We start from the raw sequence: 12,139 nt of genomic DNA on the forward strand, positions 1-12,139 counted from the left end.
CGCTTCGCCTCGCGCTGGACCGGCGCGGCGTGGACCGCCTGTTGCGGCGGAGGCGGCGGCTCGGGCCTGGTGGCGCAGCCGGCGACGAACAAAGCGGAAGCGAGAAACAAGCGGCGCATGGCCGGACGATGCCCGCCGCGCGACTGCTAGGCAAGGTTGCCCGTCGGCGAGCGCGCGGCTAGGCGCGCCTTTCCAGCCTTATGCCAAGAGATTCCATGCCCGACCCGAGCCTCGATGTGCTGTGCATCGGCAACGCCATTGTCGACGTGATCGCCGACGCGACCGACGATTTCCTCACCGATGAAGGCCTGGTGAAAGGGACCATGCGGCTGATCGACGCCGGAGAGGCGGAGCGGCTCTATGCCCACATGGGCCCCGGGCGCCAGGTGAGCGGCGGATCCGCAGGGAACACGGCGGCCGGCGTTGCAGCGCTTGGCGGGCGCGCGGGCTTCATCGGCCAGGTGGCCCCGGACCAGCTGGGCGAGTTCTACCGCCACGACCTGACCGCGGCCGGCGTCGAGTTCATCACGCCGGCGGCCGACGTCGGCGTGCCGACCGCGCGGTCGATGATCCTGGTGACGCCCGACGGGCACCGGACGATGAACACCTTCCTCGGCGCGGCCCAGCATCTGCCCGCGAGCGCACTCGACGAGGAGCAGATCCGCGGGAGCGCAATCCTCTACCTCGAAGGCTATCTGTGGGACCCCGAGACGCCGCGCTATGCGATGATCCGGGCGATCGAGGTGGCGCGGCGGGCGAGCCGCAAAATCGCTTTCACCCTGTCGGACATATTCTGCGTCGACCGCCACCGTGATGGGTTCGGCGCACTGCTCGACGATGGGCGGATCGATATCCTGTTCGCCAACCAGGCCGAGATCGAGGCGCTCGCCGGCGTTCCCCACCTCGACACGGCGATCGCCGCCGTGAGCGGCAAGGTCGAGACGCTGGTGGTGACTCGAAGCGAGGACGGAGCGCTGGCGACCCGCGGCGGCGAGCGCGTCGAGGTTCCCGCCGAGCCGATCGACGCGCTGGTCGACACGACCGGCGCGGGCGACCTGTTCGCTGCCGGCTTCCTCGTCGGCGAAGCGCGCGGGCTTGGCCTCGAACGCTCGCTGCGGCTCGGCGCGATCTGCGCGGCCGAAGTGATCCAGCATTACGGCGCGCGCCCCGAGGCGGACCTCAGGGCGCTGGCCGGCGAACTGTTCGCCTAGTCCCGGTCGTCGGGCGGGACCGGGGCGCCCGGAAGCGGTGAGATCCCGATGTTCGCCGGCGCTTCCGCCGCAAGCTCCGGAACTTCGATGATCCCGCGCCCGACGTAGCTGTGGCGGTAGCTGTAGGCGTAATAGATCACGACGCCGATCACGCCCCAGACCGGGAGCACCAGCATTGCTGGTGCCGGAAGGTTGAAGAACAGGAACAGGCAGCCGAGAATCGTCAGCGGCGCCACCAGCCCCATTGCCGGGACCCGGAATGGCCGGTGCCGCGTCGGATCCTTCTTGCGCAGCTGCCACACCGCGATCGCCACCATCAGGAAGGCATAGAGCGTCCCTGCGTTGGCGATGTCGGCAAGCTGCCCGACCGGGAAGAAGGCCGCGCCGATCGCGACGCCGACACCGGTGATCGCGGTGACGATGTGCGGGGTGCGCCATTTGGGGTGGACGGTCGCAAGCTTCTCCGGAAGCAGCCCGTCACGCGCCATGACGAAGAAGATCCGGGTCTGGCCGAACAGCAGGATCAGCACCACCGACGGAAGGGCGATGAACGCCGCATAGCCGATGGCGTTGCCGACGGCCCCAAAGCCGATCGTCCTGAGGACGTGAGCCAGCGGCTCGCGCGAGCACACCAGCATCTCGGTATATTGCGGAAGCGCGCACTGCCGGGCCAGCTCCGGGCTGCCGGTGATCAGCGGGACTCCGGCGGCATCGAGGATCGGCTGGCCGCCGATCGCGCCGACCGCGCCCGCAGCCACGACCATGTAGAAGACCGTGCAGATGAGAAGGCTTCCGATCAGGCCGATTGGGACGTTGCGCTGCGGGTTCTTGGTCTCCTCGGCCGCGGTCGAGACCGCGTCGAAGCCGACATAAGCGAAGAACATGGTCGCCGCGGCGCCGACCACGCCGATGCCCGACCCGAAGCCGCCGAACACGCCGCCCGGCATGAACGGACTGAAGTTGCTGCCGTGCATCGCCGGCATCGTCAGGATCACGAACGCGGTCAACGCAACGATCTTGATCGTGACGAGGACCGCGTTGACGCGCGCGCTCTCGGTCGTGCCGATCATCAGCAGCCACGTCATCAGCAGCGCGATCAGCCCGGCGGGAAGGTTGACGAATCCGCCGGGCAGGCCGCCGAGAATCAGAGGGCCGGCGGTGAGCCAGGGCGGTAATTGTATTCCCAGCGAGTGGGCAAGGACGGTGTCGGTGAAGTAATTGGACCAGCCGACCGAAACGGCCGCCGCGCCGACCGCATATTCGAGGAGCAAGGCCCAGCCGACGGTCCAGGCGAGAAACTCCCCCTGGACGGCGTAGCTGTAGGTATAGGCGGACCCGGCGACCGGCACCATCGAGGCGATTTCCGCGTAGCAGAGCGCGGCGACGATGCAGACAGCGCCGGCAATGACGAACGACACGACGAGGCCCGGTCCAGCCTTCTGTGCGCCGACCGAGGTCAGCACGAAAATGCCGGTGCCGATGACGCAGCCGACGCCCAGCAATGTGAGCTGGATCGCCCCGAGCGTGCGCTTGAGCGATTTCTTCTCGGCCGTCGCGAGGATCGCGTCGAGCGGCTTGACGCGCCCGAAGATGCCCCCCTTGGGTGCTGCAGTCGCCATTGAACTCCCCTCCGAGATCGTATTGCGGCGGAACCTAGCGGCTGCTGCCGCTGGCGCAACGGCGAATTCGATTAACGCGCGAGCATCGGGCCTAGCGGGCGGCCGGCGAAGATGTGGACATGGAGGTGCGGGACTTCCTGGCCGGCATTGAGGCCTGTGTTCGCGAGAAGGCGATAGCCGTCCTCGACCAGCCCGGCCTCGCGCGCGATTTGACCCGTCGCGCGCACCAGCGCGACAACCTCGGCACCCGAGGCCCTGGCCGAGAAATCGTCCCACGAGACGTACGCGCCCTTCGGGATGACGAGGACGTGGGTCGGCGCGAGCGGGTTGATGTCCTCGAAGGCGAGCACATGCTCGTCCTCGAATACCTTCCGGCACGGCAGCTCGCCACGGAGAATGCGGGCGAAGATGTTACTGTCGTCATAGGGTTGCGTCGCGTCGATGGCCATGTCCGACTCCGCTTGACCGTGGTCGCTCGCCCGCTACCACCGGAAATCATGAGCGACGAGACTCCCGAAAGCCTCATTCCGTACGACGAGATCGTGCAGGACGCGCTGCGGGCGGTGGTCGGGCGCGTGCTTGGCGAGGTCGAGGCAACGGGCGGGCTGCCGGGCGAGCACCATTTCTACATCACCTTCAAGACAAGGGCGCCGGGCGTCTCCATCCCCAAGCATCTGATGGAGCGCTTCCCCGACGAGATGACGATCGTCATCCAGCACCGCTTCTGGGACCTCAAGGTCGAGGAGGATTCCTTCTCCGTCGGGCTGTCGTTCGGCGGCGTGGCCTCGACTCTCCACGTGCCGTTCGCGGCGGTAACGCAGTTCCACGACCCGGCGGTCGAGTTCGCGCTGACCTTCCATGCCGACTCCGCCGAGGCGCCGGCCGAGGAGCATGAGCAAGCGGAGAACGATCCCGCGATGGAAGCCAAGGACGAGAGCGGAGGCGACGGCTCCAACGTCGTCAGCGTGGACTTCACGCGGAAGAAATAGTTCGTCATGCCGGACTTGATCCGGCATCCACCTTCCTCCTAGCGGCTCGAGCATGGTGGGTTCCCGCTGCCGCGGGAATGACGAAGGAAGAAGCAGAAGCATGCCCAGCACCGCTACCCGCACCGAAACCGACAGTTTCGGGCCGATCCAGGTTCCGGCGGACGCTTACTGGGGGGCGCAGACCGAGCGCTCCGTCGAGAATTTCCCGTTCGGACCGCGCGAGCAGATGCCGCTCGAGATCGTCCATGCGCTCGGGGTGATCAAACAGGCGGCGGCGCGGGTGAATGCACGCATCGGCGGGCTCGACCCGAAAGTCGCAGAGGTGATCCAGCAGGCCGCGGGCGAGGTCGCGCGGGGCGATCTCGACAGCCAGTTCCCGCTGGTCATCTGGCAGACCGGATCGGGGACCCAGTCGAACATGAACGCCAACGAGGTGATCGCCGGCCGCGCCAACGAAATCCTCACCGGCAAGCGCGGCGGCAAGTCGCCCGTCCATCCCAACGATCATGTGAACAAGAGCCAGTCGTCCAACGACAGCTTTCCGACCGCGATGCATATCGCCGCGGCGATGAGCGTGCACACCCGGCTGCTTCCCGCGCTGAAGAGGATGCACGATCGGCTCGCCGAGCAGGCGAAGCGCTGGGACGACATTGTGAAGATCGGCCGAACCCACCTCCAGGATGCGACGCCGCTGACGCTCGGGCAGGAGTTCTCGGGATATGCCGCGCAGCTCGACGCGTGCATTGAGCGGGTGGACGACGCGCTTCCCCGGCTCATGCGGCTTGCGCAGGGCGGGACGGCGGTCGGCACCGGACTCAATGCGCCGAAGGGCTTCGCGGAGGAATTCGCCAAGGAGGTCGCGAATCTGACGCAGCTGCCGTTTACCTCGGCGACCAACAAGTTCGCCGAGCTTGCCGCGCACGACACCCTCGTCGAGCTGTCGGGGGTACTCAACGTCATCGCCGTCGCGCTGACCAAGATCGCCAACGACATCCGCCTGCTCGGCTCGGGCCCGCGCTGCGGCCTCGGCGAATTGAAGCTCCCGGAAAACGAGCCCGGGAGCTCGATCATGCCGGGAAAGGTCAATCCGACCCAGGCCGAGATGCTGACCATGGTCGCCGCGCAGGTGATGGGCAACCACGTCGCGGTGACGGTCGGCGGCCTTCAGGGCCACCTCGAGCTCAACGTCTTCAAGCCGCTGATCGGCGCCAACGTGATCCGCTCGATCAACCTGCTGTCGACCGGCATGGAAAGCTTCACGACGCGGATGCTCGACGGCGCCGAGCCGGATATCGATCGGATCAAAGAGCTGATGAACCGGTCGCTGATGCTGGTGACTGCGCTCGCCCCCGAAATCGGCTACGACAATGCCGCGGCGATCGCCAAGCACGCGCACAAGACAGGCCAGACGCTCAAGGAAGCCGGGCTGGAGCTCGGGCTGGTCGATGCGGAGACGTTCGACCGAGTGGTTAAGCCGCAGGGCATGGTCGGCCGATGAGCCGTCATGCCGGGCTTGCTCTGCTTCTGGCGAGCGCCGGCTGCGCCCATTCCGGGAGAGCGCCGGGAGACGGGCGGACAATCCCGCCGGGACAATGGGGCGGCGATCAGATCGAACTTGAAATCTCGGCCAATGGCCACGGGCACGTAAGCCTGTCCTGCGGCTCCGCGGACTTCACCGGCCCGGTGAAGCTCGACGTCGGCGGTCATTTCCTCACGGCAGGAACTTACACGCGCGGAACGGGCGTTGAGACGGTGCGCGGTCCCATGCCCGTCCCGGCGAACATCAGCGGGAGGCTGGATCCGGGCGGCGTGCTGTGGCTCGATATTGCGATTGCCCGCGCCTATCCGGTCAGAAGCGTCCGGCTCCAGCGGGGAGTCGCGCCGAAGCTGGTCCGCTGTCTCTAAAGGGCAAGGTTGAGCCGAAGCCCGAGATTGTCGATCCCCGGGTTCTCGCGCCCGAACAGTTGGGCGTGGCTCATGTGCACCCAGCTCGCCTCGACGCTCAGCCGGTTGTTGATCTGCGTCCCCACGGCGACTTCGGGTTCCAGCAGCACGCGGCTGCCGAACGCGATTCTGTCGGTGCGGTAGAATTTGCCCGCCGACCCGTTGTGGATCGCGATTCCCAAGCCGGGCCGGAAGTAGATGGTGCGTCCGAATCTTGCCGAAAGCCCGACCGCCGCATAGCTCGTCTCGCCCGCCGTGTTCAGCGCGCCGAAAACATAGGGTTGCAGCGGCGTGTGGCCGATGCTTCCGCCGCGATAGCCGAGCATCAGGTCGGCGCCGCTTTCGAGGCCGCTCTTGTCGGTCGGCAGCTTGACGTCATGGGCGTAGGCGCCGCCGAACACTTCCCCCGCGTCGGCGGGAGCGCTCACGACCAGGAGCAGGACGGGGCACAGAAGGGCTGCGAGTCTCACAGGCAAGTCTCTCCTCGGGGGGGGGGAATGGGCGTACCAATGCTTCGCGCGTGAATTCGTGCCGTCAGTGCCCCGCCTGCCAGGCGGCGACGGCGTCATTCGGAGCGACCAGGTTCCACACGTTGAGCGTCAGGTTGTCGCGGATCACGAACAGCGGGATGAGCTCGATCAGGACGACCAAAAGCAGCGATGCCCAGACCGGCAGCTTGCGCGCGGCGAGGAAGCCGAGGGCCATCATCGCGATGTCGGACATCGAATTGACGATGCTGTCGCCGTTGTAGCCGAGCGCCGCCGCGGTTTCGCGATAGCGGTCGATCACCACCGGCGTGTTCTCGATCATTTCCCAGGTCGCTTCGATCATTACCGCAGCGACGAACCGCTTGCCGACCGGCCACCGCCGGAACAGGAACCAAAATACCGCATAAAAGAGCAGCCCGTGGACGACATGGCTGAGGCTGTACCAGTCGGCGAGCATCTGGCTCGTCTTCGGGCTGTCGCGCGCGCCGACCCACAGCTCGAGCGAGCCGCAGGCACAAAGCAAGTGCCGGCCCAGGGCGAGCTCGATCGCGGCCGCTACGGCGGCGATGGCGATGGCCGCCAGCGCGGCTTTGCGGACGGTCATTCGTGCACACGCTTAGCAGAGCCTTGGCGCTTGCAAAGATCAGCCGTTGGCGTGATGCACGCGCGCATGCTTCGCGCGTACGGGCCCGGCTGCGACGGCCGCATCATCGATGCGAAGCTGCAGCGCATTCCCGACGAAGCGACGTGGATCGATCTCGAGGAGCCGACTCACGAGGAGGAGCGCCTCGTCGAGCGCTGTATCGGAGTGAATGTCCCGACCCAGGCGGAAATGGCCGAGATCGAGCCCTCGAGCCGCCTCTACGAGAAAAACGGCGCGCTCTACATGACCGCCAACGCGCTGCGCGGAGTCGACGAGGCGCAACCAACGACGACTCCGATCGGCTTCGTGCTTGCTGGCAGCCGGCTGGTCACGATCCGCTATGCGACGCCCAAGCCGGTTCGGACGTTCGAAAACCACGCGCGCCGCGACCCCGAGTTGGTGCGCGACGGGCCGACCGCGCTCGTGCGCCTGCTCGACGCCATCATCGATCGTCTTGCCGACGAAATCGAAGACGTGAGCGCAAGGATGGAGGGGCTCTCGCAGCAGATCTTCCAGGAACAGCAGGACGAGCGGCGCATCCCCGCGGCCAAGCTGACCGCCTTGCTGACCAGCATCGGGCGGACGCAGACTCTGCTCGCCAAGATTCGCTACTCGGCGGTCAGCACCCAGCGGATGTTGAGCTTCCTGGGCGGCTCGAATCTCGCTCACGATGAAAGCAAGCCCGATTTCCGGCACCACCTCACCAGCCTCACCGCGGACGTGACGTCGCTCAGCGAGCATTCGAGCTTTCTGTCCGACAATCTCACGTTTCTGCTCGACGCGTCGCTCGGCCTGATCAGCATCGAGCAGAATGCGGCCATGAAGCTGTTCTCGTGGGCTGCGGTGATCTTCCTACCGCCGACGCTCGTCGCGGGAATTTTCGGAATGAACTTCCATTACATGCCGGAACTGGACTGGCACTACGGCTATCCGGCGTCGCTCGCGGTGATGCTCGCGACCGCGATCGGTCCCTATCTCTATTTCAAGAAGCGCGGCTGGATTTAGCCGGGCTCGCCCACGGTCATGATCGGGGTGATCGTCTCGCCGTCCGCGGCGGCGCGGCGGCGGGCAAGGGCGGCATAGGCAAGCGCCAGTTCGCCAGCGACGGCGGCCTTCTCATTCCCCTTCGAATAGGCTGCTGCGCGCGCCTCCGCGGCGCGGCGGCGAAAATAGTCGCTGTCGTGGGCCTTGCCCGTCACTAGCCATGCTCCTTCTACAATTTTCCCGCAAATCCAACATTATTGCACGTGCGAGACAATGTGGAGTCGGGCTCGGTCGGCCTGCCCCCACTGCTGTTCGGTTCGTCGCAATTCACTTCTGGGGGCGCCGGTTTGCGGGCTCGGGAGCGGGTTGCTAAGGGCTGGGGCAACCCCGCCAGCGGCAAATTCCCGCCGCTCGGCCAACGGTTTGAAGGACAGCAATGATCCCCACCGGCCAGGACAGCCTCCGCACGCGTTCGACTCTCGACGTCGACGGAAAGACCTACGCTTATTACTCGCTGAGCAAGGCGGGTGATTCCCTGGGGGACGTTTCGCGCCTTCCGTTCTCGATGAAGGTGCTGCTCGAGAATCTGCTCCGCTTCGAGGACGGCGTGACGGTCAAGCGCGACGACCTCCAGGCGATGGTCGACTGGCTCAAGGAACGGCGCATCAACCGCGAGATCCAGTACCGGCCGGCGCGCGTGCTGATGCAGGACTTCACCGGGGTTCCGGCGGTGGTCGACCTCGCCGCGATGCGCGACGCGATGGCGCAGCTCGGCGGCGACCCGCAGCAGATCAACCCGCTCGTCCCGGTGCACCTGATCATCGACCACAGCGTGATGGTCGACGAGTTCGGCACGCCGCGCGCATTCGAGAAGAACGTCGAGTTCGAATATGAGCGCAACGGCGAGCGCTACGAATTCCTGAAGTGGGGCAGCCGCGCATTCGACAATTTCGCAGTGGTTCCGCCCGGGACGGGGATCTGCCACCAGGTCAATCTCGAGCACATCTCGCAATGCGTGTGGACGAATGAAGGCGCGGACGGCGAGGCCATTGCCTATCCCGATACGCTTGTCGGCACCGACAGCCACACGACCATGGTCAACGGTCTCGGCGTGCTCGGCTGGGGCGTCGGCGGGATCGAGGCCGAGGCGGCGATGCTCGGGCAGCCGGTCAGCATGCTCATCCCGGAGGTGGTCGGCTTTCGGCTCTCCGGCGAGCTACGCGAGGGGATCACCGCGACCGACCTCGTACTGACGGTCACGCAGATGCTGCGCCAGAAAGGCGTCGTCGGCCGCTTCGTCGAATTCTACGGCCCCGGCCTCGACAATCTCCCGCTCGCGGATCGCGCGACGATCGCCAACATGGCACCCGAATATGGCGCGACCTGCGGCTTCTTCCCTATCGACGAGCGCACGGTCGATTACCTCAAGCTCACCGGCCGCGAGGAGGCGCAGATCGCGCTGGTGCGCGCCTATGCACAGGCGCAGGGGCTGTGGCGCGACGCGAGCTCGCCCGAGCCTTTGTTCACCGACACGCTCGAGCTGGACATGAGCTCGATCGAGCCGTCGCTGGCCGGTCCCAAGCGGCCCCAGGACCGGGTGCTGCTGAGCGAGGTCGACGAGCAATTCAACGCCGAGCTCGACGGCACGTACCACAAGGCCAATGATCCGCGCGTTGCGGTCCCGGGCGAAGCGTTCGATTTCGGCAACGGCGACGTCGCCATCGCCGCGATCACCAGCTGCACCAACACGTCCAATCCGTCGGTGATGATCGCCGCCGGCCTGATCGCCCGCAACGCACGGCAAAAAGGCCTCAAGGTGCAGCCGTGGGTGAAGACCAGCCTTGCCCCCGGCAGCCAGGTCGTCAGCGACTATCTCAAGGAAAGCGGGCTGCAGGACGACCTCGACGCGCTCGGCTTCGACCTCGTCGGCTACGGCTGCACGACCTGCATCGGCAATTCCGGTCCGCTTCCGGAGCCGATCAGGAAAGCGGTCAACGAGAACGACCTCGTCGCCGTCAGCGTGCTTTCGGGCAACCGCAATTTCGAAGGCCGCGTGTCGCCGGACTGCCGCGCCAATTATCTCGCCTCGCCGCCACTGGTGGTCGCCTATGCGCTCAAGGGCACCGTGCGTTCCGACATGGTCAAGGAGCCGCTCGGCACCGCTTCGAACGGCGAGCCGGTCTATCTCAAGGACATCTGGCCGTCGAACGAGGAAATCCGCTCGCTGATCGACGCGCACGTCCATTCCGAGATGTTCCGGCGCCGCTATGCCGACGTCTACCAGGGCGACGAGCGCTGGCGGGCCATCGAGGTGACCGGCGGCGACACCTACGTCTGGCCGGCGGAATCGACCTATATCCAGAACCCGCCTTATTTCACCGGCATGACGATGCAGCCGGTGCCGCCGGCCGACATCGAGCGGGCGCGGCCGCTGGCGATCTTCGGCGATTCGATCACCACCGACCACATCTCGCCCGCCGGCGCGATCAAGCCCGACAGCCCGGCCGGCCGCTATCTCCTCGAACGCGGCGTCAGCCGCGGGCAGTTCAACAGCTACGGCTCGCGCCGCGGCAACCACGAAGTGATGATGCGCGGCACCTTCGCCAACATCCGCATCCGCAACCGCATGCTCGACAATGTCGAGGGCGGGTTCACCCGCTACGCGCCGACCGGCGAGGTGATGCCGATTTACGACGCGGCGATGCTGTACAAGCAGGATGACCGTCCGCTCGTCGTCGTCGCCGGCAAGGAATACGGCACCGGCAGCTCGCGCGACTGGGCTGCGAAGGGCACGATCCTGCTCGGCGTGCGCGCGGTGATCGCCGAAAGCTTCGAGCGGATTCACCGCTCGAACCTCGTTGGCATGGGCGTTCTTCCGCTCCAGTTCGGCGACGGCGAGACGGCCGCGACTCACGGCCTGACCGGGCTTGAGAAATATACGATCACCGGCATTGCCGGCCTGAAGCCGCGGCAGGATGTCGAAGTGAAGGTCAACCGCGACGACGGCGAGGAATTCTCGTTCACGGCGCGGTGCCGCATCGACACCTACAACGAGCTCGAATATTTCAACGCCGGCGGCATACTTCACTACGTCCTGCGGAGGCTGGCGGCCGCGTGATCGGGCTGCCTGCCTGGGACCTCACCAGATGGCTGGTCGAGATCGCAGGCTGGGGCGGAGCGGTGCTGATCCTGCTCGCCTATCTGCTGCTGTCCGCAGGGAGGCTGACCGGCCAGTCGCTGACCTACCAGGTCATGAACGTCGTCGGCGCCGCCGGCTTCGTCATCAACGGCTGGTGGCATGGCGCGCTGCCGAGCGCGGTGCTCAATGTGCTGTGGCTGATGATCGGCGCCATCGCATCACTTCGCATCTTCGGGCGCCGCAAGCGCGCGGCGTAGCCACTCGGGGATCAACGCGTTGTCGGGAATCGCGTCGATTCGTGCGTGGACGACGGAAAGCCCGATGTCGGGATGTTCGACGCGCGACCGCTCCCCACCGGGGCCGGTAACCACGAACAGCCGGCGGTTGATCTTCTGCCGCCAGTTCATCCGAGCGGTATTTTCCTGGCCGACGAAGCAGCCCTTGGTGAAGCTGACGCCGCCCAACTCGGCGGCGTTGCATTCGAGCCAGAGCAGGTCGCCGAGCTCGGCGCGGCCTTCGCACACGCCGAGGCACAGGCGGTGCTCGAGCCAGCCCCGCGCGGGTTCGTCCGCAGGTGCGAGCCACCGGTTTCCGAGCGCGGCGAGGCGCGGGTCTGGAACGCCTTCGCCGGCGTCCTTCGACCAGTGCACAGTGAGCGAGCCGTCACGCTCGATCGCGATCGAGCGCCGGAGGCGGTATATGGCCATGCGCTTGATCAGCTCATCGACGGCTTCGGCTTCGCAATCCAGCAGCAGGTCCGCGCCCTCCGACCACAGGATGAAGTCGAACAGGCACTTGCCCTGGGGGGTCAGCAGCCCCGCCCAGACCGGGAGGGCGCCCGCGACGTCGCTGGTCACGAGCCCCTGGAGGAAGCCGCGCACATCCTCTCCGGAGACGCGGAGGACGGCGCGGTCGGTCAGGGTGGTAGCGGCCATGGGTCTCAGTTAGGGAGCGGCGCGTGGCATCGCAAACGCTGACTATCCGCCGACCCGACGACTGGCACGTGCATCTGCGCGACGGCGCCATGCTGCGCGCGGTCGCGCCCTGGACGGCGCGGCAGTTTGCACGCGCGATCGCGATGCCCAATCTCGTGCCCCCGGTGACGACGCCCGACGCCGCTGC

Annotated in this window: 13 protein-coding genes and 1 pseudogene; 8 read left to right on the forward strand and 6 right to left on the reverse strand. The window is 66.5% G+C overall.

Annotated features, from left to right (window positions below; translation table 11 throughout):
• Positions 1-215: 215 nt before the first annotated feature.
• Positions 216-1,211 carry an adenosine kinase gene (locus GH737_RS09035; RefSeq protein ID WP_155264510.1) on the forward strand — a complete coding sequence of 332 codons (996 nt, stop codon included), beginning with the start codon at positions 216-218 and terminating at the stop codon, positions 1,209-1,211.
• Here the strand turns inward: GH737_RS09035 and GH737_RS09040 are convergent.
• Positions 1,208-2,830 carry an amino acid permease gene (locus GH737_RS09040; RefSeq protein WP_155264511.1) on the reverse strand — a complete coding sequence of 541 codons (1,623 nt, stop codon included), beginning with the start codon at positions 2,828-2,830 and terminating at the stop codon, positions 1,208-1,210. The two genes, GH737_RS09035 and GH737_RS09040, sit on opposite strands and share 4 nt — an antisense overlap.
• Positions 2,831-2,901: 71 nt before the next feature.
• The gene (locus GH737_RS09045; protein ID WP_155264512.1) at positions 2,902-3,279 is read right to left on the reverse strand and encodes a histidine triad nucleotide-binding protein; all 378 of its coding nucleotides are present in this window, start codon (positions 3,277-3,279) and stop codon (positions 2,902-2,904) included.
• Between the two features lie 48 nt (positions 3,280-3,327).
• Between GH737_RS09045 and GH737_RS09050 the strand changes: the two genes are divergently transcribed.
• The 3 genes from GH737_RS09050 (at position 3,328) to GH737_RS09060 (ending at position 5,724) form a co-directional block, all read left to right on the forward strand.
• Positions 3,328-3,819, forward strand: coding sequence for an SspB family protein (locus tag GH737_RS09050; RefSeq protein ID WP_155264513.1), 492 nt, complete (start codon positions 3,328-3,330; stop codon positions 3,817-3,819).
• Between the two features lie 100 nt (positions 3,820-3,919).
• Positions 3,920-5,317 carry a class II fumarate hydratase gene (fumC, locus tag GH737_RS09055; RefSeq protein WP_155264514.1) on the forward strand — a complete coding sequence of 466 codons (1,398 nt, stop codon included), beginning with the start codon at positions 3,920-3,922 and terminating at the stop codon, positions 5,315-5,317.
• Positions 5,314-5,724, forward strand: coding sequence for a hypothetical protein (locus tag GH737_RS09060; protein WP_155264515.1), 411 nt, complete (start codon positions 5,314-5,316; stop codon positions 5,722-5,724). Before fumC ends, GH737_RS09060 begins: the two co-directional genes overlap by 4 nt.
• Here the strand turns inward: GH737_RS09060 and GH737_RS09065 are convergent.
• Together GH737_RS09065 and GH737_RS09070 are read right to left on the reverse strand one after the other, a co-directional pair.
• On the reverse strand, positions 5,721-6,233 hold the full coding sequence (locus GH737_RS09065) for an acyloxyacyl hydrolase (RefSeq protein ID WP_196233069.1): 513 nt from the start codon (positions 6,231-6,233) through the stop codon (positions 5,721-5,723). The genes GH737_RS09060 and GH737_RS09065 overlap by 4 nt on opposite strands.
• Positions 6,234-6,297: 64 nt before the next feature.
• Positions 6,298-6,855 (reverse strand): DUF2585 family protein, encoded by a 558-nt coding sequence (locus GH737_RS09070; protein WP_155264517.1) that lies wholly within the window; start codon positions 6,853-6,855, stop codon positions 6,298-6,300.
• Positions 6,856-6,909: 54 nt separating this feature from the next.
• Between GH737_RS09070 and GH737_RS09075 the strand changes: the two genes are divergently transcribed.
• Positions 6,910-7,899, forward strand: coding sequence for a magnesium transporter CorA family protein (locus tag GH737_RS09075; protein WP_230558720.1), 990 nt, complete (start codon positions 6,910-6,912; stop codon positions 7,897-7,899).
• Here GH737_RS09075 and GH737_RS09080 read toward each other — a convergent pair.
• A complete protein-coding gene (locus GH737_RS09080) occupies positions 7,896-8,093 on the reverse strand; it encodes a hypothetical protein (protein ID WP_155264519.1) in 198 nt (65 codons plus the stop codon). The two genes, GH737_RS09075 and GH737_RS09080, sit on opposite strands and share 4 nt — an antisense overlap.
• Before the next feature lie 221 nt (positions 8,094-8,314).
• Between GH737_RS09080 and acnA the strand changes: the two genes are divergently transcribed.
• Together acnA and GH737_RS09090 are read left to right on the forward strand one after the other, a co-directional pair.
• Positions 8,315-10,996, forward strand: a complete 2,682-nt coding sequence (gene acnA / locus GH737_RS09085; protein WP_155264520.1) for an aconitate hydratase AcnA — start codon at positions 8,315-8,317, stop codon at positions 10,994-10,996.
• A complete protein-coding gene (locus GH737_RS09090) occupies positions 10,993-11,274 on the forward strand; it encodes a CBU_0592 family membrane protein (RefSeq protein ID WP_230558719.1) in 282 nt (93 codons plus the stop codon). The genes acnA and GH737_RS09090 overlap by 4 nt, the downstream gene beginning before the upstream one ends.
• Here GH737_RS09090 and ygfZ read toward each other — a convergent pair.
• On the reverse strand, positions 11,236-11,952 hold the full coding sequence (gene ygfZ / locus GH737_RS09095; protein WP_155264521.1) for a CAF17-like 4Fe-4S cluster assembly/insertion protein YgfZ: 717 nt from the start codon (positions 11,950-11,952) through the stop codon (positions 11,236-11,238). The genes GH737_RS09090 and ygfZ overlap by 39 nt on opposite strands.
• Positions 11,953-11,975: 23 nt before the next feature.
• Between ygfZ and GH737_RS09100 the strand changes: the two are divergent.
• Positions 11,976-12,139 (forward strand): annotated as a pseudogene (locus GH737_RS09100) (dihydroorotase); the annotation flags it as partial.

This window comes from Sphingomonas segetis, from assembly GCF_009720245.1.
Taxonomy (GTDB): domain Bacteria; phylum Pseudomonadota; class Alphaproteobacteria; order Sphingomonadales; family Sphingomonadaceae; genus Sphingomicrobium; species Sphingomicrobium segetis.